Origin of the sequence: Paenibacillus litoralis (genome assembly GCF_046244365.1) — a bacterium.
Lineage (GTDB): Bacteria > Bacillota > Bacilli > Paenibacillales > NBRC-103111 > Paenibacillus_V.
Genome location: NZ_CP176395.1, coordinates 5,022,349 through 5,045,682, shown reverse-complemented (window position 1 = coordinate 5,045,682; position 23,334 = coordinate 5,022,349). Strand labels below are relative to the sequence as shown.

Below are 23,334 nucleotides of genomic sequence, written 5' to 3'. Positions count from 1 at the left end.
GAGCGGAATATGTTCGCAGGACATTTCGGTTTGGCCGCAGCCGTAAAAGCGAAATCGCCGGAGACGCCGCTTTGGGCGCTCATGCTCGGCACTCAGCTGCTTGATGTCATTTTTGTACCCTTGTTCCTATCCGGTATCGAAACGATGGAGCCGGTAGCGGATGGAGGCTTCGGAGAGCATATCATTCATGCCGATTACACCCATTCGCTGCTCGGAGCCTTATTGATAGCGCTTGCTGCCGGGCTCATGGCGGGGAAAAGGTGGGGGAAAAGAGGCGGCGCGGCTATCGGATCCGTCGTATTCAGCCATTGGCTGCTCGATCTGTTGGTGCATCGGGCGGATATGCCCTTGCTGCCCGGCAACTGGGGCGATTTGCCGACCTTTGGCTTCGGATTATGGCAATATCCTTATGCCGAGATTGCGGTGGAAGCTGCGCTTATCGCAGCCGGAGCGATCTTGTATTACCGATCGGCTGCGTCGCTTCGAGGCCATGACGCAAAAACAAATAGGCTTAGGGTTGCCGCAACAGCCGCATTAAGCGTTTTGCTCGTCGCCGCGCTTGCCTCCGATGTGATTGGCATTGGATGAGAGATAGTTCCCAGGCGAGATAAAGGATCGCATAGTTCGAACGGCTCCGCCGCAAAAACGCCCTCCCGTCTTCCTGTTGGAAGACGAGAGGGCGTTTCGGAAAAATTGGTTTAGCTTTTAGGCTCCAAGACAATAAGCAGGTCGCCCGATTCGATGAATTCGTCGGCCTTCACGACGATTTCTTTGACCGTTCCGGCGAAAGGAGCTTGAATGACGAGCTCCATCTTCATCGCTTCGCTGACGAGAAGAGGGTCGCCTTTCTTCACTTCTTCCCCTTGCTTAACCTTCACGCTGAGCACCTTGCCCGGCATGCTGGCCCCGATATGACCGGGTACGCTCGGATTCGCTTTCTCTTTGTGTTGCTGGGTGACCTTGGCGGATGCGTCTCTAACCGCAATTTCACGAGGCTGCCCGTTCATTTCGAAATAGATGGTGCGGTGGCCATCAGGCTGAATGTCTCCGATCATGACCAACTTGACAATGAGCGTTTTGCCTTGCTCGATGCTGATCGCGGCTTCTTCGCCGACTGCCAGGCCGTAGAAGAATGTCGGCGTATCGAGGACGGACAAGTCGCCGAACCCTTCGGCTTTTTTGAGCATTTCCACATACACTTTCGGGTACATGATGTAGGACATCAAATCGTAATCGGTAATATCGCGGTTCAGCTCTTTCTCGAGCTTGCCGCGGAGTTCGTCCAAATCGACGGACGGCAGCAGCTCTCCCGGACGACGCGTGAAGTAGTCGCGTCCTTTAAGAATAATGTCGCGAAGCTCCTCAGGGAAGCCGCCTTGCGGCTGGCCTAAATATCCCTGGAACATCTGTACGACGGATTCCGGGAAGTCAAGGGATTCACCGCGTTCCATCACATCGTTCGGCTTCAAATTGTTCTGGACCATAAACAGAGCCATATCGCCGACTACTTTGGAGGAAGGGGTGACTTTGACGATGTCGCCGAACATCTGATTGACGGTGCTGTAAGCTTCTTTTACTTCTTCCCAGCGGCTGCCGAGTCCGACGGACTTGCTTTGCTGCTGCAAATTGCTGTACTGGCCGCCCGGCATTTCGTGACGGTAAATCTCGGCGCTGCTCGCTTTCATTTCGGACTCGAAAGGAGCGTAGTAACGGCGCACGTCCTCCCAATAATCGGAAAGCTTCTGGAAGGAACGGTCATCAAGTCCCGTTGCGCGCTCCTCATGCTCCAGAGCAAAAATAAGCGAGTTCAAGCTAGGCTGCGACGTCATGCCCGACATCGAGCCGATTGCCGCGTCCACGATGTCCACGCCTGCTTCGACGGCCTTGAGCAGAAGCGCTCCGCCGTTGCCGCTGGTATCGTGCGTATGAAGGTGGATCGGAATGCCGACTTCCTCTTTAAGCGCCTTGATCAGCTGGTAGCCCGCATACGGTTTCAGCAGAGATGCCATATCCTTGATCGCGAGAATATGGGCGCCGGCCTTCTCCAGTTCCTTCGCCATATTGACGTAGTATTTCAAATTGTATTTGGCGCGGTTCGGATCGAGAATATCGCCGGTATAGCAGATCGCGGCTTCGGCAATTTTGCCGGTTTCGCATACGGTGTCAATGGCCAGACGCATGTTGTCGATGCTGTTCAAGCTGTCGAAAATACGGAATACGTCGATGCCCGCATGCGCAGACGTATGAATGAACTTCTTGATGACATTGTCCGGGTAGTTCGCATAGCCGACTGCATTGGCCCCGCGGAACAGCATTTGGAATAGAATGTTCGGTATTTTTTTGCGCAATTTGATCAGACGTTCCCAAGGATCTTCGTTCGAGAAACGCATGCACGTATCGAAGGTTGCGCCGCCCCACATTTCCAAGGAGAACAGATCGTGAGCCGTTTTGCCCGTTTCTTCGGCGATCTGCAGCAAATCGTACGTGCGAACGCGCGTCGCAAGCAGTGATTGATGCGCGTCGCGGAAGCTCGTATCGGTGACGAGGACGCGGTTTTGTCCGCTGATCCATTTTACTAGCCCGGAAGCGCCTTGCTCGTCCAATATTTGCTTCGTTCCCGGAATATAGGGCTGTTTGAGCGGGATTTTCGGGATTCTCACTTCGTCGAACTCCGGCTTTCTTTGAAGCTTCGGAATGCCGGGGTGCCCGTTGACGGTCGTGAGCCCGATATATTTGAGCAATTTCGTGCCGCGGTCCTGCTTCTGCACGAATTCGAACAGTTCCGGCTTCGTATCGATGAAGGAGGTGTTGTAGTTGCCGCTTAGAAAGTCGGGATGCTGCACCACATTTTCCAAGAAAGGAATATTGGTTTTGACGCCGCGAATCCGGAATTCCTTAAGCGTACGAAGCATTTTGCGCGCGGTTTGCTCAAAGGTGCTCGCATGCGTCGATACTTTGACAAGCAGGGAGTCGTAGTGAGGCGTTACGTTGGCCCCGACCCCGCTGTTGCCCGTATCCAGACGAACGCCGAAGCCACCGCCCGAACGGTAAGCGACGATCCGGCCCGTATCCGGCACGAAGCCGCGGTCCGGATCCTCCGTCGTCACCCGGCTCTGAATCGCGAAGCCGTTGATCCGGATAGCGGACTGGGAAGCGATGCCTATCTGCGCGTCCGACAACGCATAGCCCTCGGCGATATGAATTTGGGATTGTACGATATCGATATCCGTAATGAGTTCCGTAATCGTGTGCTCGACCTGGATACGCGGATTTACTTCAATGAAATAGAAGCGGCCGTCGCTCGTAACGAGGAATTCCACCGTACCGGCATTGATGTAGCCGGAGTTCGCCGCAAGGCGAAGCGCTGCCTGGCAAATGTCGTTTCGCTGCTCTTCGGTAAGCGTCAGACTCGGCGCAACCTCGACGACCTTCTGATAACGGCGCTGAATGGAGCAATCGCGTTCGAATAAATGGACGGCATTGCCGTAGTTGTCGGCAAGCACCTGCACTTCGATGTGTTTCGGGTTCTCCAAATACTTCTCGATATAAACGGCTTCATTCCCGAAAGCTGACTTGGCTTCCGAACGCGCTCTTTCGAGTGCGGGCTGAAGCTCGTCCGCATCCCGTACGATCCGCATGCCGCGTCCGCCGCCGCCAGATGCAGCTTTGATGATGACCGGGTAGCCGTGCTCCTTGGTGAACAGCATGGCTTCTTGAAGCGAGGCGATGGGATCGGTCGTTCCGGGAATGACGGGAAGCTCGGCTTGAATCGCCATTTGACGCGCGATGACTTTATCGCCGAACATGCGGATATGCTCCGATTTCGGCCCGATGAAGACGACGCCTTCCTCTTCGCAGCGTTTGGCGAACTGTTCGTTTTCGGCCAGAAAGCCGTAGCCGGGATGAATCGCGTCGACATCGTGGCGCTTCGCCACTTCCAAGATGTCTTCAATGTCCAAGTAAGCCTCGATCGGGCCTTTCCCTTTGCCTATCAAATAGGCCTCATCCGCTTTAAAGCGGTGAAGCGAAAGGTTATCCTGTTCCGAGTAAATGGCAACCGTCTGGATGTTTAGCTCCGTACACGCACGAAAAACCCGGATTGCGATTTCGCCGCGATTGGCTACAAGAATTTTTTTGAACCTTCTGATGTTCCTCGCTTCATTCATAGGATCCCTGTTCCTCCGTTGGTGGTTTACTTGTACTTCCATTATACTCATGCCGCATTAAGAAACACAAAGACTTCTTCCAATAATCATAATCATAATCATAATCATAACACGAAAATGAATTAGTATGTCATATTAAAATAAATTAGTCGATTAATTGACAGGCGTCTAATTAACGGCGTGACCGTGCTTGTTTAGCGATTGAGAAGCGGCGGGAAAGGCGATATGATGGAACCGAACAGTGCCGGTTTCGGCTCAAATGTTCGTATGCCGACTTGACTAGAATGGGGGAAGCCGATGAAACCGATCATCGCTATTACGCCTAATTACGAGGATGAGCTTGCTACGCTTAAGCATGCCTATGCCGATCAAATCCGGAAAGCCGGGGGCATACCCGTCATCGTACCGTTCGGATTGAGCGAGGAAGACATCGCTGCGTTATCGGAAACGGCAAACGGTCTGCTGCTGTCGGGCGGCGCCGATGTCGATCCGGGTTATTTCGGCGAGCGGCCGCATCGAGAACTGGGCCGGGTGACGCCGGAACGGGACCGGGTCGAAATCATTCTGGCGCGCGAGTTCGTGAAACGGGAAAAAGCGATTTTTGCCATATGCCGGGGCATTCAGGTGCTGAACGTGGCGCTTGGAGGCAGCTTATATCAAGATATCGCGACCCAGTGTCCGAACACTCACCAGCACACCCAAAGGGCGCCGAGATGCCATTTGTCGCATAATGTAAAGGCAGTGGAGGGAAGCCTGCTGCATAAAATAGCGGGTGTATCGGCATTTAAAGTGAACTCGTTTCACCATCAAGCCGTGAAGGAGCCCGCGCCCGGATTGCGCGTCACCGCAAGCTCCGACGACGGGATCGTGGAGGCGGTAGAAGGCGAGAAGCACCCGTTCCTACTCGGCGTACAGTGGCATCCCGAGGACACGGCAGGAACGGATGAGGTATCGCGCAAGCTGTTCGAGGCTTTCGTGGAGGCAAGCCGCGCGGAGAGCATTCGGGTAGAGGGGAATCTGGAGCGCAATACTTGAGAAAATAATGGCAAACTGCTGCAGGGCAATGGCTGCCGTCAAGCCGGCAATGCCGCCGCCGGCGATCAGAAACCGTTCCTTTGTCATGTCGGTCAGCCTCCCGTTCCAATTGCCATAAAAAACATCAAGGACAGCAGCGCGCATAGCGGGGTAAACAAAAAACTGTCGTAGACGGCAAATCGGGTGCCGCGAATTTTTTTGGCTATTCCGACATAGCGGAAATCGCCGACCGCTCTTAGCCCAAAGACGACGGCGCAAACCAGGCAGCCCCATGTAGCCGGCGAATACTCGGATATACCGGTAACGAGGCCGGTTTCGATCACCAAAAGCGCAGATGAGGCAAGGAGCAGCAATGCGACGATGAGGGTTCCGATTTTGCCCGGAACGAAAGCCGGCTGCCGGGACAAGGTAACGGGCACGGCTACGTCGGAGCCCCATTTCCCTCCGAATGCCCAGTACACGTGAATTCCGCTTAATAAAGCTAACAGCAGCGCCGAAACGGCGAACCATACGTTCATCCCTTGCCGCCTCCCGCCTGCATTCCTTCCCAAACGATATCGAAGTGTCTCCGGAAAATGTCCTCCAACCGACCGGCCTTGCCGTCCGTCGAAAGCCAAACCATCAGCGCATTGAAATAGACGCCGGTCAGGACGGCGGCAGCATCCTCGCATGCCGCACGCTCCCGAAGCTGGCCGTTACGTTGCGCCTCTTCCAGCAGGGGGACGAGCGCATTCCGGAATGCTTGGATCATGCTTATTTCTTCCTGCATGAGTAGACCGGAACGCAGCAGCTCGGCGATCATTTGCCGGATCATCCCCGGCTGCGCGGCGTAGCGCTGAAACAAATCGCCAAAAAGGAGCATCAGCTTTTCTCTCAGATCGGGTATATCCGCATAACGGTTGATGCTTTGGTTGACCGAATCGAGCTGCATCATGCCGAAATGGAGCAAAATGGATTCTTTTCTCGGAAAATAATTATAAAACGTCCCTTTGGCAATGTCGCAAGCTTGCGTAATTTCCTCAACCGTGACGTTGTCGAAGCCTTTTTCGTTAAACAGGCGTAACGCTTGCATGAAAATCTGGTCTTTCAATTGCTGCTTTCTGGCCGATCTCAGCATGGCGGGAGCCGACTCCTTCTTGAGATGTGCTATTTTAAAAAAAATGACTTCGGTCATATAATGACCATAGTCATAATTATATACGGACTTCATTTATTTTCAAGCGGTTATGAAACCTGTTCGGTAAGAAATCGTATAAGCGATAGCGGATACGGCATGCTTTAGCCACCCCCTTTTGGACATGCGTTAGCCGAAACGCCTAAGCGATAGAGGAAAAATGCGCGCGGTTATCGAATGGTAAAAGGGATGCCGCGCATGCGCGTGGGCGATAAGCGGGAACGCGAGGAGGGACGGCTGTGATCTTTATCGTGTCGGTCGGCGTACTGTTCATTCTGATCGTTATGGTTTGCTGTTTGGCCTTCTATCAAAGCGCAATCGCCGCGGGAAAGAAGGCGGACAAGCGGGTATACGCCGCTGTAGCCGTCGTGCTGTCCGTCTTGATCGGGGTCGTCTACTATAAAGGTCCGATGCACGATCCGATGAACAAGCGCGAAGGAATACGACTGGTGAAGTCCCACTACAAGGCGCAAGGCTGCAAAGAAGTTGCGATCGTATCGAGCAGCCGGCAGACGCAATACAATTTTTTCGAGAAAAGAGCCGACTACTATTTCTATCATGCGAAGGCGTGCGGAAACGATCAAATGTTTCTGTATGACGCGATGGCTGACAAGTTGTATCCGACCGATTAATACATATCCGGGCGAAAGGAAGGAACCAACATGGAACATTGGGAGTACAAAACGCACAAATACAAAACCGGCGGCTTTCTGGGCGGTAAAATCGACGAAAAGGAATTCGAAGAGCAGTTGAACGCGTTAGGCCGTGAAGGCTGGGAGCTCGTTTCCTGTTTCGATACAAGCAAGGCCGAGGGATCGTCTCGGGATGTGATTTCGGTATTCAAAAGAAGACGATAGGCTTGACGAGAAGGGGAGCGCCAAATAGGCGCTCTTTTCGTTTGCCTGGAAAAGAGAGGTGGCTTTTGCCGTTGGAGTAAATTCGGTCTGAATGGCCGGCCTCTAATAAGGTTACGCCCATAAAGCGATCATGGAGCTTCCATTTCGTTCATATACTACGATACACGCAAAAACCGTCGAACTTTGTCCACATCGGAAGGCAGCTCAGCAATAATCCGGTTTGCCGTATACGATGCTGCGTTTCTTAAGGGAAACGTTTGAGGAGGAGGGGGAGATGCGGTTTCGTTTGCCCGAAGAGCTGGAGATGACCCGGACGGTCATTCGCGAATTTGCAGAGAAGGAGGTCGCCCCTGGCGCCGGGGAACGCGACGAAGCGGAACAGTTCGATCGCAAGCTGTTCGATCAAATAGCGGCCCTGGGCCTTGCCGGTATTCCTTGGCCGGAACGATACGGCGGAGCGGGGAGTGATATGCTGACTTTCGCCGTCGTAACGGAGGAGCTGGCCAGGGTTTGCGCCTCGACGGCGGCCGTTCTAGGGGGCCACACGGCTCATGCGGGGTGGCCGTTATGCAGGTACGGGGACGAGAAGCAGAAAGGGGATGTATTGAATGCGTTAGCCGGCGGAACGAAGCTTGGCGCCTCCGTTTTTCCTTATCGATCCGGTCGGCGGGGAGTACGGACGCACGGTATAAACGTTCGGCCGGAAAGCGGCGGAAGCCTCGTACTGGAAGGGACGCATCCGTATGTGAACGGTGCGGAGGAGGCGGATTTATTCCTCGTCTATGCGTTTGAGCGGGAACCGTATGGGAAGAAGTGGGATCGGCTATCCGTTTTCGTCGTGGATAAAGGAGATGCGGGATATGATGCCGGCAAATCTCAAAAGCGGAAGCTGGGGCTTCGGTCTATGTCCATGAACGAATTGCGTTTTACGGCATGCCGGCTATCCGAAAGCAGTCGGATCGGGAAAGCCGGGCAAGGAATGGAAATACTCAGGTCTACGCTTGCCGCCGGTCAACTAAGCGCGGCTGCACAGGCGGTAGGCATCGCGCAAGGCGCGCTGGAGGCGGCCGTCGGATACGCAAAGGAGCGCAAACAATTCGGAGAACGGATAGGCAGGCGGCAAGGGATTTCGTTCAAGCTTACCGATATGGCGGTGAAGCTGGATGCCGCGCGGCTGCTTACGTATCAAGCGGCGTGGCGTTTGGACGCGGGGTTATCTTTCGCCAGAGAAGCGGCAATGGCGAAACGATATTCCCTAAACGCCGCCGCCGCAATCGGAATCGAGGTGGTGCAAGTGTTCGGAGGCTACGGGTATATGAGGGAGTACCGGGTCGAACGCTTCTTGCGTGACGCCAAATGGCTGCAGGCAAACGGCGTAACCGGGGGGACGGACGAAGAGGAAATAAAGCGGATGTTGACGGATGGCTAGGGAGGTGCCCGAATGCGGCAAACGGTCATTATCGGCGGCGCGAGAACGGCTTTCGGCAAATTCGGGGGCGGATTCAAGGGGGTTAAAGCGGTAGAACTGGGGGCTGCCGCCATGGAAGGAGCCTTGCATAAGGCGGGGCTATCGGAGAACGAGGTCGAAGGGATTATCATGGGCATGGCGCTGCAGGCGGGTGCCGGGCAAATCCCTTCCCGTCAGGCCGCGAGATTAGCCGGTTTCGATTGGAGCGTACCGTCGGAGACGGTCAACAAAGTATGCGCCTCCGGTATGCGCGCTCTAACGTTAGCCCATCAAAGCATCCTGGCCGGGGAGTCGGAGGTCATGCTTGCGGGCGGCATGGAAAGCATGAGCGGCGCTCCCTTCGCCATTCCGGCGGCTCGCTGGGGACTGCGGTTCGGCGATGCGGTCTTGACCGATCTCATGATCCATGACGGATTGGCGTGCGCCTTCGATAACGTCCCTATGGCTGCTCATGGCAGCAAGGCCGCGCGAGAATACGGCATCACCCGGGAGGAGCAGGACGAATGGGCGCTGCGAAGCCACCTTCGAGCGCTCGCCGCCGTTCGCGAGGGGAAGTTCGCGGAGGAGATCGTCCCGGTGACGGTTTCGGCTTTGCCTGCTTCCAGCGGCGTCCCGGCCGTCATGGATGCCGACGAATGTCCGCGGGCCGATACGGACGCGGGCAAGCTGGCGAGGCTGCCTCCCGTTTACGACCAGAACGGGACGATTACGGCGGGCAATGCGCCGGGGATGAACGACGGTGCGGCGGCTTTGATTTTGACGTCGATGGAATATGCTCGAAAAGGCGGCTATACGCCCCTTGCACAAATCTTAGGGCACGCCGCCGTCGGGGCGGAAGCCTCAGCGATTGCGGTTACGCCGGCGCTGGCGGTCCGCAAGCTGCTGAAGCAAACCGGCTTCAAGCTGGAAGATATCGATTTGTTTGAGATCAATGAAGCTTTTGCCGCGGTCGTGCTTGCGAGCGGACGAATAATCGGCTGGGATGCGGAAAAGGTCAATGTAAACGGCGGCGCTATCGCGCTAGGGCATCCGATTGGAGCAAGCGGAGCGAGAATCGTCTTAACCCTCATCGCCGAGCTGAAGCGGAGGGGGGGAGGTCTCGGCATTGCCGCGATTTGCAGCGGAGGCGCTCAGGGCGACGCCGTTTTGGTCCGGGTAGAGGGGTGAGAGGAGTACGAATTTGACGATGCCAAAGTCTCTTTTCCGGCTAGAAACAGGAAATGGCTCTGGTATGAGTTAAGAGTGTATACGGCGCTAAAATCTGTAATCATGTCAGGTTCTCCTTACCAATTGGGGAGCACAACGGGTAAGATTCCGTCTTATGTCAGTTTGCACGACAATACTCCATGAAATGTTTGTGTCGAATAACCTTTGAGCATCACTCATTTCATCATTGACGGAAGCCGGGGTGAGAGGATGGGCGTCCGAAGCATCATGGTCATCGGCGCCGGCCAGATGGGCGGCGGAATTGCGCAGACGGCCGCGCAGCGCGGCTTCCCGGTCACGCTCTACGATATTGATCGGGAAGCGGTGAACCGAGGAGTCGGAGGAATCAGTAGCTCTCTTTCCCGAATGGTCAAGAAAGGGAGCGTCACGGAAGAGCAAAAGTCGGCCTGCTTGGCGCTGATCGTCCCTACTACGGATCTGAATGATGCCGGAGGAGCCGATGTCGTGATCGAGGCCGCACCGGAACGGCTGGAAATCAAAAGGATGCTGTTCAAGGAGCTGGACCGGCTGTGCCCGCCCGGCACCGTGCTCGCGACGAATACGTCTTCTTTGCCGATAACGGATATTGCGGCAGCGGCCGAACGGCCCGAGCGCGTGATCGGCATGCATTTTATGAATCCGGTGCCTCTGATGCCGCTCGTGGAAGTGATCCGCGGGATCGCAACCTCGGATGACGCATGCAGCCGGATCATGGCCCTCGCGGCGGAACTCGGCAAGACGGCTGTCGAGGTGCGGGACTTCCCGGGCTTCGTAAGCAACCGCATTTTGATGCCGATGATAAACGAGGCCGTTTACGCCGTTTATGAAGGGGTGGCATCGCCGCAGGATGTAGACCGGGTTATGAAGATGGGGATGAATCATCCGATGGGCCCGCTGGAGCTGGCGGATTTCATCGGTCTGGATACGTGCTTGTCGATCATGGAGACGCTCGCTCAGGGCTTCGGCGATCCGAAATACCGCCCTTGTCCGCTTCTGCGCAAATACGTTTCGGCCGGCTGGCTGGGACGCAAAGCGGGTAAAGGGTTTTATTCTTACGACTCCGTTCGGGCATGAGAACGGCAGCATGCATACGGTACTGCAGCCGCTGTTCTTCGGCGGAATACGCACGGAAGTCTGTGCTGCAAGGAAAATAAAGCGCAGTCTGCCTCCTGTCATGGACAGAAGCCTTGCGGAAGGGAGGGGCGATCGATGGAGCTCCGATTAACCGGACAGCAGGCAAAGGTACGAAAAGCGGCACGCCGTTTCGCGGTTCATGAAGTCGGTCCTGCCGTCGAACGAATGGAAAACGAAGACGCCTTTCCGCACGAATTGATCCGCCGTATGGCAGCTCAGAGGCTCATGGGTATTCCCATCGCCAAGGAATGGGGAGGGGCGGGGGCCGATTTTATCTCATACGTGTTGGCTGTTAACGAAATATCGCGGGTGAGCGCCGCCGTCGGCGTCATCCTGTCCGTCCATACTTCCGTTGCAACCTCGCCGATCGTGCAATACGGAACGGATGAGCAAAAACGCAAATACGCGGTGAAGCTGGCCAAAGGCGAATGGCTCGGCGCGTTCGCGCTGACGGAGCCGCAAGCAGGCTCGGACGCCGCTTCGATCCGCATGTCGGCGGTGCGGGACGGGGACGGTTATCTGTTGAACGGGACGAAGGTGTTCATTACGAACGCCGGGGCAGCCGACCTGTATGTGACGTTTGCGGTAACGGATCCTGCCAAAGGAGCCATGGGCATAACGGCGTTCCTCGTGGAGAAGGATAGCCCCGGTTTTCGCATCGGCAACAAGGAAAAGAAAATGGGCCTGCACGGATCGAATACGTGCGAGCTTATTTTCGATCACGTGCTTATTCCGGCGGATCGAAGACTCGGTGAGGAAGGCCAAGGGTTCGCGATTGCAAAAGGCTCTCTGGACGGGGGCAGAATCGGGATCGGGGCGCAAGCGCTGGGTATCGCCGAAGCCGCGCTTCAAGCCGCTAAACGTCATTTGCTGAAGCGCGGCGCCCCGCGATCGGGTGCGAGGCTGCTGCCGCTTCACGTTCAACTGGCGGAGATGGCCGCTCAGGCGGAAGCCGCACGGCTGCTCGTATATCGTGCCGCTTACCTGCGTCAGGAAGGGCTGCTCTGCACGAAGGAAGCGTCGATGGCCAAAATGTTCGCCTCCGACACGGCGGTAGCGATTGCCGGTGAAGCGGTGCGCCTGCTCGGCGCTGCCGGAGGTATGAAGGAGCATACGGCCGAACGGCTGTTTCGCGATGCGAAGGTTACCCAGATTTACGAAGGAACGAATGAAATTCATCGGATCGTGATCGGCAATCAGCTGCTGAACAAATGAAGGCAGTATTTTGGGCGAAGGCGGTGAACGTATCCATGAGCAAGTCCCCCGGATTGCGGCTGACAGAGGCGGCGGCAGTCGAGAAACCGCTGCAGGTCGTCGGTGCGATTAATGCCTACTCGGCGCTTCTGGCGGAGCGGGCCGGGTTTCGCGCCCTTTACTTGTCGGGAGCCGGCGTTGCGAACGCTTCGTTCGGGATGCCCGACCTCGGCATTACGACGCTGAACGACGTGCTGGAGGACGTGCGTCGCATAACGAGCGTGACGGAGCTTCCGCTTCTTGTCGATGCCGACACCGGTTTCGGTGGCGCTTTTCAAATCGCCCGCACCGTGAAGCAGATGATACGGGCGGGAGCGGCCGCCGTCCACATCGAAGATCAGGTGGCGGCGAAACGGTGCGGGCATCGCCCGAACAAAGCGATCGTCAGCCGGACGGAGATGGTCGATCGCATCAAGGCTGCGGCGGACGCACGGGAGGATCCGCATTTCACGATCATGGCCCGGACCGACGCATTGGCCGCGGAAGGACTGGATGCGGCGATCGAGAGGGCATGCGCTTGCGTCGAGGCGGGAGCGGATATGATTTTTCCGGAAGCGGTCGCCTCCTTCTATCATTACCGCAAGTTTGCCGAAGCCGTAAAGGTGCCGATTCTTGCCAACATTACCGAGTTCGGCCAAACGCCGCTGTTTACCGCCAAAGAGCTGGGGGAAGCCGGAGTCGGGCTCGCTTTATATCCGTTGTCGGCCTTTCGCGCCATGAGCGCAGCCGCTATGCAGGTGTATAAAATATTGCGGAACGAAGGTTCGCAGCAAAGCGCGGTTGGGCTTATGCAAACAAGAGCGGAACTCTACGAGGTTCTTCATTATTACGAGTACGAGCAGAAGCTGGACCGATTGTTCGGGGCGGAAAGGGGGAATGAAAATGACGGCTCATAAGTCCGGAGGGCTGGCGGACGTCATCGCCGGCCGTACGGCCATCTGCACAGTAGGGAAATCGGGCAAAGGCCTTCATTACCGGGGCTATTCGATCGACGATTTGGCAAGCGAGGCGTCGTTCGAGGAGACGGCATACCTGCTTATTTACGGCAGGCTTCCTGCGTCGGGAGAACTGGCGGACTACCGAAAAAGACTCGCCGGCTTCAGACGGCTCCCCGACCGGCTGCGGACGATGCTGGAGCTGCTGCCGGCCGGCACGCACCCGATGGATGTGCTGCGAACCGGCTGCTCCGCCCTTGCGGCATTCGAGCCGGAGGAAGACGGCCGGTCTGAAACGGACATTGCCGACCGGCTGTTGGCCAGCTTCGCCTCCATGCTGCTGTATTGGCACCACTACCATGCTTCGGGAAAGCGGCTGGATACGGAAACTGCCGACTCGACTGTCGCCGGGCATTTTCTGAGGCTGCTGCACGGACGAGAACCGGATGACATTCATACGAAGGCGCTGGACGTGTCGCTCGTCTTGTACGCGGAGCACGAGTTCAATGCATCGACATTCGCGGCCCGAGTGACGGCTTCCACGCTGTCGGATATGTATTCGGCGGTAACGACCGGGATCGGCACGCTTCGGGGGCCTCTTCACGGAGGGGCGAACGAGGCGGCGATGGAGCTGATCGACCGGTTTCGCTCGCCGGACGAGGCGGAGGGAGGGATCCTGGCGATGCTGTCGCAAAAGCGGTTGATCATGGGCTTCGGCCACCGCGTCTACACGGTATCCGACCCAAGATCCGATAGGATCAAGCAATGGTCGGAAAGGCTTTCCGAGCAAGCGGGCGATAGACGCATGTACGCGTGCTCCGAGCGGATCGAGCAGGTGATGCGGCGGGAGAAAGGACTGTTTCCGAACCTCGATTTTTACAGTGCGTCCACCTACCGCTTCATGGGCATTCCGACCAAAATGTTCACTCCGCTGTTCGTCATTTCGCGCGTCAGCGGCTGGGCGGCGCATATTATCGAGCAGCGCGGGAGCAACCGGCTCATTCGGCCGAGCGCCGCATATACGGGGCCGGAGCCGTTAGCTTGGCTTCCGCTTTCTGCGCGCCGGGAAGGGGGCGGCGCCTGATGTCCGAGCGCGGCAGCAACCTGAGACCTGATCCCGATCCGCTGCTTACGGAGCTCGCGGATTATGTCGCCGATCATGTGATCGTCAGCCCGGAAGCCTACGAGACGGCGAGGCTATGTTTGATGGATACGCTGGGCTGCGGCTTGCTCGCGCTCCGTTATCCCGAGTGTGCCAAGCTGCTCGGTCCGGTCGTTCCGGGGACGACGGTGCCGAACGGCGCACGGGTACCCGGTACGCAGCATATCCTCGACCCGGTAACCGCCGCCTTCAACATCGGGTGCATGATCCGCTGGCTCGATTATAACGATACGTGGCTCGCTGCGGAGTGGGGGCATCCGTCCGATAATTTGGGCGGTATTTTGGCGGCGGCGGATTATGTCAGCCGTTCCAGAACGGCCGCAGGCGAGCCGGCCCTCACGATGCGGGACGTGCTGACCGCGATGATCAAAGCGCATGAAATTCAAGGCGTTCTTGCGCTGGCAAACAGCTTCAACCGCGTCGGACTCGATCATGTCATCCTCGTTAAGGTCGCTTCAACCGCTGTCGTCACCCATCTGATGGGCGGCGCCAAGAAGGAGATCGTGAGCGCTTTGTCTCATGCATGGGTCGACGGGCACCCGCTGCGGACGTACCGGCATTTGCCGAATACCGGTCCCCGCAAGTCGTGGGCTGCGGGCGACGCGACGAGCCGGGCGGTAAGGCTCGCCATGATCGCATTGAAGGGGGAGATCGGCTATCCGTCGGCGCTGACCGCGCAAACCTGGGGCTTTAGCGACGTTCTGTTCGAAGGAAAGCCGCTTCGACTTGCGCGTCCGCTGGACTCCTATGTGATGGAGAACGTGCTTTTCAAACTGTCGTTTCCGGCGGAGTTTCATGCCCAAACGGCGGTCGAATGCGCTTTGGCACTATATCCGGACGTAAAAGACAAGCTGGATGATATTTGCAAAATTACGATTACCACACACGAGTCCGCCATTCGGATTATCGATAAAGCGGGACCGCTCCATAATCCTGCCGACCGGGATCATTGTTTGCAGTATATGGTGGCGGCAGCCCTTGTCTTCGGGACGTTAACGGCGGATCACTACGAGGACGAGGCGGCGGGCGATCCTAGAATCGACGAGCTGCGCGCGAAGATGGAGGTGGCCGAGGAGCCGCGCTATTCGGCCGATTATTTGGATCCAGACAAACGATCGATCGCTAATGCGGTACAGTGCTTCTTCAAAGACGGCACCTCCACGCGGCGGATCGAGGTGGAGTATCCGCTGGGCCATCGGAGAAGAAGGCGCGAAGGGATCCCGCAGCTGGAACGGAAGTTCACGGCGAATGTGGCTTCGCGCTTTCCCTTCAAGCAGGCGAATGCGATCGAGAGCCTATGCCGGGATAGGGAGCGGCTGGAGTCGACGCCCGTGCACCGCTTCGTCGATATGTTCGTCATTTGACGCTACTGCTTGCACCGCGGACGGCAGCTGCCTCGAAGGAGGGTTAGCCATGAGGCGAACGAAGCATAAGGTCAGATTCGTCACCGCTTCCGCATTATTCGACGGTCACGATGCCTCGATCAACATCATGCGGAGAATTTTGCAGGCCGGCGGAGCGGAGGTCGTCCATCTCGGACATAACCGGTCCGTTCATGAAGTCGTGCGGGCCGCCATTCAGGAAGACGTGCAAGGAATCGCCGTTTCCTCTTATCAAGGCGGGCATATGGAATATTTCAAGTACATGATCGATCTGCTGAAGCAAAATGGCGCGGATCGGATCCGCGTATACGGAGGGGGAGGCGGTGTTATTCTTCCCTCTGAAATCAGGGCTTTGCACGATTATGGGGTATCCCGCATTTTCTCGCCGGAAGACGGAAGAAAGCTCGGTTTGCAGGGAATGATCGACGTCATGCTGGAGCAATGCGACTTCGATCCGGCAGCCGGCGATTTGCCGGATATCGATGCTTTGCTCCGGCGCGAGCAGCGAAGCGTCGCCCGGTGGATTACGATCGCCGAGAACGTCATGGCGGGAGAGGACTCCGTTCCCGATAACATAAAGGAGGCGTTCGAGACCATCAGGCAGCGGCAGCCGAAGGTTCCCGTCGTCGGTGTAACCGGGACGGGCGGCGCAGGCAAAAGCTCGGTTACCGACGAGCTCGTCCGCCGGCTGCTGCGTCACGATCCGGCCATCGAAGTGGCCGTTTTGTCGGCGGATCCGACCAAGCAGCGAACGGGCGGCGCGCTTCTGGGCGACCGTATCCGCATGAACGCCGTTCATACGAGCGGCGTGTATATGCGGAGCATGGCGACTCGCAGCTCGGGGAAAGAACTGCCGGATGCGATCCGCGAAGCGATTGCCGTCTTGAAGGCGGCAGGCTACGATCTTGTCATCGTGGAAACGAGCGGGATCGGACAGGGGGACCGGACCATAGCGGCCATTGCGGATGTTTCTCTCTACGTCATGACTAGCGAGTTCGGCGCGTCCTCCCAGCTCGAGAAAATCGAAATGATCGACGAAGCCGATCTGATCGCCGTCAATAAATTCGAGCGCAAAGGATCCGAGGACGCGCTGCGCGACGTCAAGAAGCAAATGCAGCGCAGCCGCGGGCTGTTTGCCGAACGTTACGAATCGATGCCCGTTTACGGTACGATCGCCAGCCGGTTTCATGATGAAGGCGTCAATGCCTTGTTTACAGCTCTGCTGGAAACGTTGAACCGAAAATGCTCGTTTATCCGGGCTTCGCCTGCGAACCATGCCGGTTTAGCGCCGGTTCCAAGGCAGCGATCGATCATTCCGAACGACCGTACCCGCTATCTGAACGAAATCGTAAACACGGTGCGCGGTTACCGTTCTATGGTCGAACGCGAAGCCGATAACGCCCGGGTCTGCTACCGAATCCAAGGCGCGTTCGAGGCGCTCGAAAACGAGGATGCTCCCTTGGCGGAAGGCGTGCAAGCGCTGGAGGAGCTTAAGGGCAAATACGAGTCGCAGATGAGTGCGGATACGCGCCGCATGCTGGCGGAATGGCTGGAGCTGAAGCGAAGCTACAAAGAAAAATGTTTGCCGGGCGGCCGTCAAGAAGACGAACCCGTTCCGCTAACGGTTGAAAGCCTGTCCGGTCTGCAGGTGCCGAAAGTAAGTCTCCCCAAGTTCCATGATTGGGGCGACCTGGTGGAGTGGCTCAGTCTGGAGAACGTACCGGGACGGTTCCCTTATACGGCCGGCGTGTTTCCGTTCAAGCGGACGGCCGAGGATCCGAAGCGCCAATTCGCGGGCGAAGGCACGCCGGAAAGGACGAACCGGCGGTTTCACTACTTGTCTCAGAACGATCAAGCCAAGCGGTTGAGCACGGCTTTCGATTCCGTTACGCTGTATGGCGAAGATCCCGGCGAGCAGCCGGACGTCTTCGGCAAAATCGGCGAAAGCGGCGTCAGCGTTTGTACGCTGGACGATATGCGAAAGCTTTTTGCAGGCTTCGATCTATGCCACCCGCTGACGTCCGTATCCATGACGATAAACGGCCCTGCCCCCGTGCTTCTGGCCATGTATATGAATACGGCGGTGGCGTACCGGACGGAGCGTTTTCGGCAGGAAACCGGCCGGGAGCCTGGGACGGAGGAAGCCGCCGGCCTCCGTGCGGAGACGCTGAGGATGGTGCGGGGGACGGTGCAAGCGGATATTTTGAAGGAGGATCAGGGGCAGAATACTTGCATTTTCTCGACGGAGTTCGCTCTGCGGATGATGGGCGACGTGCAGCAATATTTTATCGATCATCAAATCCGGCATTATTATTCCATTTCGATTTCCGGCTACCACATAGCCGAAGCGGGCGCCAATCCGATTTCCCAGCTCGCCTTTACGCTGGCCAACGGGTTTACGTACGTGGAATATTTTATGTCCAGGGGGATGCGCATCGACGATTTCGCGCCGAACTTGTCGTTCTTCTTCAGCAACGGGCTCGACCCGGAGTACACGGTCATCGGCAGGGTGGCAAGACGCATATGGGCGGTGGCGATGAAAGAGAAATACAAGGCCAACGAGCGCAGCCAAAAGCTCAAATATCATATTCAAACGTCCGGCAGGTCGTTGCATGCGCAGGAAATCGATTTTAACGACATCCGCACGACGCTGCAAGCGCTTATGGCGATTTGGGACAACTGCAATTCACTGCATACGAATTCGTACGATGAGGCGATTACGACCCCGACGGAGGAATCGGTTCGCAGGGCGGTGGCGATTCAGCTCATTATCGGCAAAGAACTCGGGCTCGTCAAGAACGAGAATATGCTGCAGGGCTCGTTTATCGTAGAAGAGTTGACCGCGCTCGTGGAAGAGGCCGTGCTTCGCGAGCTGGAACGCATCGGCGATAGGGGCGGCGTTCTCGGTGCGATGGAAACCCAGTATCAACGCGGGAAAATCCAAGACGAATCGCTGCTGTACGAAACGAAAAAGCATAACGGGGAGCTGCCGATCGTCGGCGTCAATACGTTTCAAAGGGCGGATGCGAACGCCGAGAGGGAAGTGACCATTCCGTTAGCCCGCGCCTCGCGGGAAGAAAAAGAGGGACAGATCGCCAATCTGAAGGCTTTCCAGGAACGAAATAAAGGAGAAGCGAAAGCGGCGTTAGCCAAGCTGCAGCAGGTTGCCCTGGATGGCGGCAACGTATTCGAGGAACTGCTGGAGACGGTAAAGACGGCAAGCCTCGGCCAAATTACGCATGCTCTCTATGAGGTTGGCGGCCAATATCGCAGAAATATGTAAGGGGGGAGCGCCATGTCGTCTCATCTCTATAAGAGGCACCGCCAGTATGGGTTGACGGATGAGCAGGCGCTCGAGATGTACGCTTGCATGCTGCTTGCGCGGAAATTCGACGAACGTACTCTCGTGCTGCAGCGTGCCGGCAAAATCGCATTCCATGTGTCCGGGATCGGACAAGAGACGGCTCAGGTTGCGGCTGCTCTTGCCTTGCGCAAGCGGCATGACTGGTTCCTGCCTTATTATCGCGATTACGCATTCGTCCTGGCGGTCGGCATGACGACGAGGGAACTGATGCTTTCCGTATTTGCCAAGGCGGAGGATCCGAACAGCGGCGGACGGCAAATGCCCGGACATTTCGGCTGCAAACGGCTGAACGTCGTGACGGGTTCGAGCCCGGTTTCCACACAGGTCGCGCATGCGGCGGGGGTTGCCCTTTCGATGAAACGGAAGGGGGAAAACCGCGTCGCGTTCGTTACCTTCGGCGAGGGGGCCAGCAACCAGGGCGACGTCCACGAAAGCTTCAATTTCGCCGCCATTCACAAGCTCCCGGTCATTTTCATGTGCGAAAACAATCAATATGCCATCTCGATTCCCGCCCACAAACAGGTAGCCGGCAGCGTAGCGGGCCGGGCGTCCGGCTATGGCTTTCCCGGCGTGCGCGTGGACGGCAACGACGGGTTGGAGGTGTACCGCGCGGTTAAGGAAGCAAGAGAACGAGCGCTGCGCGGAGAGGGACCGACCTTGATCGAAGCGATGCTGTACCGGCTATCGCCGCATTCCACGGCGGACGACGACATGCTTTACCGGACGAAGGCCGAAGTGGATTACTACAAGCAAAAAGACGGTATTCTCCAGTACCGGCGCTATTTGCTCGATTGCGGCGTACTAACTGAGGAGGAAGATCAAGCTTTGAATGAAAGGGTGCTCCAGGAAGTGAACGAAGCGACCGAATATGCGGATCGTGCGCCTTATCCGACAGGGGAGGATACGATGCTTCACGTGTATGCGGAGGATTAGACGAAAGAACGGTATTCCGTTTCGCGGGGATGGAATCTTCGCAGAGGCAAGAGACACTGCGTCCCTTTTGATGCCTGCAAAAAGAGCTTTGGTTTGCCGTTCCTTCGGTATCCTGCCGGAAGAGCGGCTTTTTTAGAATGGACTTTTTTCGCCGTATTTTGTATGAATCAATATCAGTAGATGCAGTATCCGTCGGCGCGCGAGCCGCTCCCAACATATGGTATACTTGTTTTCAATACGAGATTCCAAGGGAAAGCAGGCGGGGACATGACCACTTATATCGCTTTGCTGCGCGGCATTAACGTCAGCGGCCAGAAGCTAATCAAAATGGCGCATTTGAAGACGGTGATCGAATCTTTGTCTTTTGAAAGGGTCCGCACGTACATCCAAAGCGGCAATCTCCTATTCGAATCGGGCGAACGGGACACCGATGCTTTGAGCGGGCTAATCCAAAAGAAGATCAAGGAAGTATACGGATTCGATGTTCCCGTCGCGGTCCGAACGGCCGGCGAACTGGATGCCGTCATAAGCGGTTGTCCGTTCGAGACGGAAGATTTGAAGGAAAAAGGGAAGCTTTACGTATCGTTTCTTTCTACGGAACCTTCGGCGGCAGCGACCCTGAAGCTGCTGGCGTTTCAGAGCGAGGTTGACGATTACCGGGTGCAGGGCAGGGAGCTGTATTTACTGTGCCGGGAAAGCTATGGGAAATCTCTCTTTTCCAATAATTTCGTAGAGAAAAAGTTGGGGGTAACGGCGACTACGCGCAATTGGGAGACGGTAAACAAACTGGCGGGCCTGGCGAAGGAATAAGGAGTATCCGGTGCGAAGGGGGTTCGGGAGTGATTCTTCAAGCGATCAGAAGCAAAGTCGCGCGCAAGATCGGCGACGGCATCAATTCGTATAAGCTGAAGGGCTATCGGGAGGTAGTTAATGCCATTAAGGGATTTCGGCATGAAGATTGGACGGACGAGCAGCTGCGAAACCGGTCGAGCGAGCTGCGCGAGGAAGCAAAGGGAGGATCAGCCTTGCAGGGTCTGCTGCCCGAAGCATTTGCGCTTGTGAACGAAGCTTGTTCGCGCGTACTGGGCATACAGCCATTTGACGTGCAAATGCTTGCCGGCATCGCGCTATTCGAAGGCAAACTGGTCGAAATGCGTACGGGCGAAGGGAAAACGCTTGCCGCCGTCATGCCTGCCTATCTTCATGCGCTGGCAGGCAAAGGCGTACATGTTTTCACTTTCAACGACTACTTGGCCGCGCGCGATGCGGAATGGATGGGGCCGGTTTATACGTTTTTGGGATTGAGCGCAGGCTTCGTAAGGGAAGGAATGGAACCGGAGGAGCGGCGAGAGGCGTATGCCAAGGATGTTACCTACGTAACGGCTAAAGAAGCGTGCTTCGATTATTTGCGCGATTCCCTTTGCGATGACGTGAGCTCGTTCGTTCACCGCCCGTTTCATGTCGCGCTTGTCGATGAAGCGGATTCCATCCTGATCGACGAAGCGCGAGTTCCGCTCGTCATCGCGTGCGAAAGGCCAGGTACGAGCGGGGAAGCCGCCCGTATGGCCGGCATCGTCAATCGGCTTTCTTCCGGCCCCGATTATGACGCCGATGAGTATAAGCGAAACATGTATTTGACGGAACGGGGTGCGGAAAAGGTCGAGTCGATGCTGGGCTGCGGCAATTTATACGAGGCGGAAAACGCATCGCTATTGTCGGCCGTTCATTATGCGCTTCATGCCGAAGCGCTGCTGAAGCGGGACGTCGATTACTTAATCCGCGACGGCAAGGTGGAGCTGATCGACGAATTCACCGGGCGGGTCGCGGAGCGAAGACATTGGCCGGACGGATTACAGGCGGCGGTCGAGGCGAAGGAAGGACTCGAGCATCAGGCAAAAGGCATGATTTTGGGCATGATTCCGCTGCAGCATTATTTGAGCTTGTATCCGAAAATAGCCGGCATGACGGCCACTGCCGTCTCCTCGGCCGACGAATTCAAGGATACGTACGGCCTGGATGTCGTCGCAATCCCGCCGAATCGCGACTGCAGGAGGATCGATCATCCGCATCTCGTTTTTACCCACAAAGCCGCCAAAATGAACGCGCTTATCGAGGAAATCGCTGCCGTCCACAAGACGGAACGCCCGATTCTGATCGGGACGGCAAGCGTAGAGGAATCCGATCTTCTGGCTGCCAGACTGGAGGCTGCCGGCGTCCCGTGCAGCGTACTGAACGCGAAGAACGACGATCGGGAAGCGGAAGTCATCGCCAATGCCGGGAAACTCGGGGCGGTTACCGTTTCGACGAATATGGCGGGCAGAGGCGTAGATATTCGTTTGGGAGGCGATTGTCCGGAACAATACGCGCAGGTGGCGGCACTCGGCGGGCTTTATGTTATCGGAACGAATCTTCACGAAAGCATACGGATCGATAATCAGCTCCGGGGACGGGCCGGCCGTCAGGGCGATCCGGGAGCTTCCCGGTATTATGTCAGTTTGGAGGACGACTTGATTCATCGCTTCGGCATCGAACAGGCGATCCCTCAGGAATTCCGTTCCTTGCGTCAGGAGGAGGCGCTCTATTCGCCGGTCATCCTACAACGGGTCGAGCATGTCCAGCGAATCGTGCAAGGCCAAAACATCGAAATCCGGCGTACGCTCAACAAATATTCGGATATTCTGGAAGATCAGCGGCGCATGGTCCACGAAAAGCGGCTCGGCATTTTGTTGGATGACGTAGAGAACGGCATACTGGCCGAACAGGATCCGGATCGTTTTGATTACTGGCTGGAGCTCACGGACGAAGAGACGCTGAGAAAGGCGGAGAAGGAAATAACGCTCTTTCATATCGATCATTGCTGGGCGGATTTTCTCGATTATGCTTCATATCTCCGCGAAGGGATTCATTTGGTGAGCATCGGCAGAAAAAATCCGCTCGATGAATTTCATAGACAAATCATCGAAGCGTTCGAGACGTTCGACCAGCGCGTCGGCGAGGAGGTCGTTCGCACGTTTCGGACGATCGCATGGCGCGGCGGCCAATTCGACTTCCAGCTGAGCGGCATCCGTAAGCCTTCGGCTACATGGACGTATATCGTAAACGACAATTTTTTTCAGAATCGCGTGTCGATTGTCTAGCAGGGAGACTTTATTATTCGGCGCAGGCGAGCAGAAGCTGCCCCGGTTTGCTGTCGAATCGCTCGCCGATTGCGGAATGGCGGCTTCCCCATTGCATTCCGTCTTGCCATCGCCTAGAATGAAAATG

The 23,334-nt window shown here is 56.6% G+C and carries 18 protein-coding genes; 15 read left to right on the top strand and 3 right to left on the bottom strand.

Translation table 11 applies throughout. The annotated features are described in order from the left end of the window. Window positions 1–9: 9 nt before the first annotated feature. Window positions 10–588: a permease gene (locus tag ACKGJP_RS21180; RefSeq protein WP_409340790.1), complete on the top strand. Its 579-nt coding sequence runs from the start codon at window positions 10–12 to the stop codon at window positions 586–588. A 110-nt stretch (window positions 589–698) separates the two neighbouring features. Here the strand turns inward: ACKGJP_RS21180 and pyc are convergent, their stop codons facing one another. Beyond that, window positions 699–4,166 (bottom strand): pyruvate carboxylase, encoded by a 3,468-nt coding sequence (gene pyc, locus ACKGJP_RS21175; protein WP_409340789.1) that lies wholly within the window; start codon window positions 4,164–4,166, stop codon window positions 699–701. A gap of 297 nt (window positions 4,167–4,463) precedes the next feature. Here pyc and ACKGJP_RS21170 point away from each other — a divergent pair, with 297 nt between their 5' ends. Further along, on the top strand, window positions 4,464–5,201 hold the full coding sequence (locus tag ACKGJP_RS21170) for a gamma-glutamyl-gamma-aminobutyrate hydrolase family protein (protein ID WP_409340788.1): 738 nt from the start codon (window positions 4,464–4,466) through the stop codon (window positions 5,199–5,201). A 92-nt stretch (window positions 5,202–5,293) separates the two neighbouring features. Here the strand turns inward: ACKGJP_RS21170 and ACKGJP_RS21165 are convergent, their stop codons facing one another. Continuing rightward, entirely contained in the window at window positions 5,294–5,719 is a 426-nt protein-coding gene (locus tag ACKGJP_RS21165; protein ID WP_409340787.1) for a DUF3995 domain-containing protein, read from the bottom strand. Further along, window positions 5,716–6,318: a TetR/AcrR family transcriptional regulator gene (locus ACKGJP_RS21160; protein ID WP_409340786.1), complete on the bottom strand. Its 603-nt coding sequence runs from the start codon at window positions 6,316–6,318 to the stop codon at window positions 5,716–5,718. The genes ACKGJP_RS21165 and ACKGJP_RS21160 overlap by 4 nt, the downstream gene beginning before the upstream one ends. Window positions 6,319–6,614: 296 nt before the next feature. On the opposite strand from ACKGJP_RS21160, the gene ACKGJP_RS21155 reads away from it, so the two are divergent. From ACKGJP_RS21155 to secA2, 13 genes are all read left to right on the top strand, one after another. Then, window positions 6,615–7,007, top strand: a complete 393-nt coding sequence (locus tag ACKGJP_RS21155; RefSeq protein WP_409340785.1) for a hypothetical protein — start codon at window positions 6,615–6,617, stop codon at window positions 7,005–7,007. Window positions 7,008–7,037: 30 nt separating this feature from the next. Continuing rightward, window positions 7,038–7,232, top strand: a complete 195-nt coding sequence (locus tag ACKGJP_RS21150) for a DUF4177 domain-containing protein (protein WP_409340784.1) — start codon at window positions 7,038–7,040, stop codon at window positions 7,230–7,232. A 274-nt stretch (window positions 7,233–7,506) separates the two neighbouring features. Further along, a complete protein-coding gene (locus ACKGJP_RS21145; RefSeq protein ID WP_409340783.1) occupies window positions 7,507–8,661 on the top strand; it encodes an acyl-CoA dehydrogenase family protein in 1,155 nt (384 codons plus the stop codon). Between the two features lie 12 nt (window positions 8,662–8,673). After that, window positions 8,674–9,867: an acetyl-CoA C-acetyltransferase gene (locus tag ACKGJP_RS21140; protein ID WP_409340782.1), complete on the top strand. Its 1,194-nt coding sequence runs from the start codon at window positions 8,674–8,676 to the stop codon at window positions 9,865–9,867. 249 nt (window positions 9,868–10,116) lie between these two features. After that, entirely contained in the window at window positions 10,117–10,980 is an 864-nt protein-coding gene (locus ACKGJP_RS21135) for a 3-hydroxybutyryl-CoA dehydrogenase (protein WP_409340781.1), read from the top strand. 135 nt (window positions 10,981–11,115) lie between these two features. Then, window positions 11,116–12,255: an acyl-CoA dehydrogenase family protein gene (locus tag ACKGJP_RS21130; protein WP_409340780.1), complete on the top strand. Its 1,140-nt coding sequence runs from the start codon at window positions 11,116–11,118 to the stop codon at window positions 12,253–12,255. Beyond that, window positions 12,252–13,190 (top strand): methylisocitrate lyase, encoded by a 939-nt coding sequence (gene prpB, locus ACKGJP_RS21125; RefSeq protein WP_409340779.1) that lies wholly within the window; start codon window positions 12,252–12,254, stop codon window positions 13,188–13,190. Before ACKGJP_RS21130 ends, prpB begins: the two co-directional genes overlap by 4 nt. Beyond that, window positions 13,177–14,313, top strand: a complete 1,137-nt coding sequence (gene prpC / locus ACKGJP_RS21120; protein WP_409340778.1) for a 2-methylcitrate synthase — start codon at window positions 13,177–13,179, stop codon at window positions 14,311–14,313. Before prpB ends, prpC begins: the two co-directional genes overlap by 14 nt. Next, the gene (locus tag ACKGJP_RS21115; protein ID WP_409340777.1) at window positions 14,313–15,755 is read left to right on the top strand and encodes a bifunctional 2-methylcitrate dehydratase/aconitate hydratase; all 1,443 of its coding nucleotides are present in this window, start codon (window positions 14,313–14,315) and stop codon (window positions 15,753–15,755) included. The genes prpC and ACKGJP_RS21115 overlap by 1 nt, the downstream gene beginning before the upstream one ends. Before the next feature lie 49 nt (window positions 15,756–15,804). Next, a complete protein-coding gene (icmF, locus tag ACKGJP_RS21110; RefSeq protein ID WP_409340776.1) occupies window positions 15,805–19,056 on the top strand; it encodes a fused isobutyryl-CoA mutase/GTPase IcmF in 3,252 nt (1,083 codons plus the stop codon). Window positions 19,057–19,068: 12 nt separating this feature from the next. After that, on the top strand, window positions 19,069–20,070 hold the full coding sequence (locus ACKGJP_RS21105; protein WP_409340775.1) for a thiamine pyrophosphate-dependent dehydrogenase E1 component subunit alpha: 1,002 nt from the start codon (window positions 19,069–19,071) through the stop codon (window positions 20,068–20,070). 267 nt (window positions 20,071–20,337) lie between these two features. After that, window positions 20,338–20,880: a DUF1697 domain-containing protein gene (locus ACKGJP_RS21100; RefSeq protein WP_409340774.1), complete on the top strand. Its 543-nt coding sequence runs from the start codon at window positions 20,338–20,340 to the stop codon at window positions 20,878–20,880. 29 nt (window positions 20,881–20,909) lie between these two features. Next, window positions 20,910–23,207 (top strand): accessory Sec system translocase SecA2, encoded by a 2,298-nt coding sequence (secA2, locus tag ACKGJP_RS21095; RefSeq protein WP_409340773.1) that lies wholly within the window; start codon window positions 20,910–20,912, stop codon window positions 23,205–23,207. Window positions 23,208–23,334: the final 127 nt, after the last annotated feature.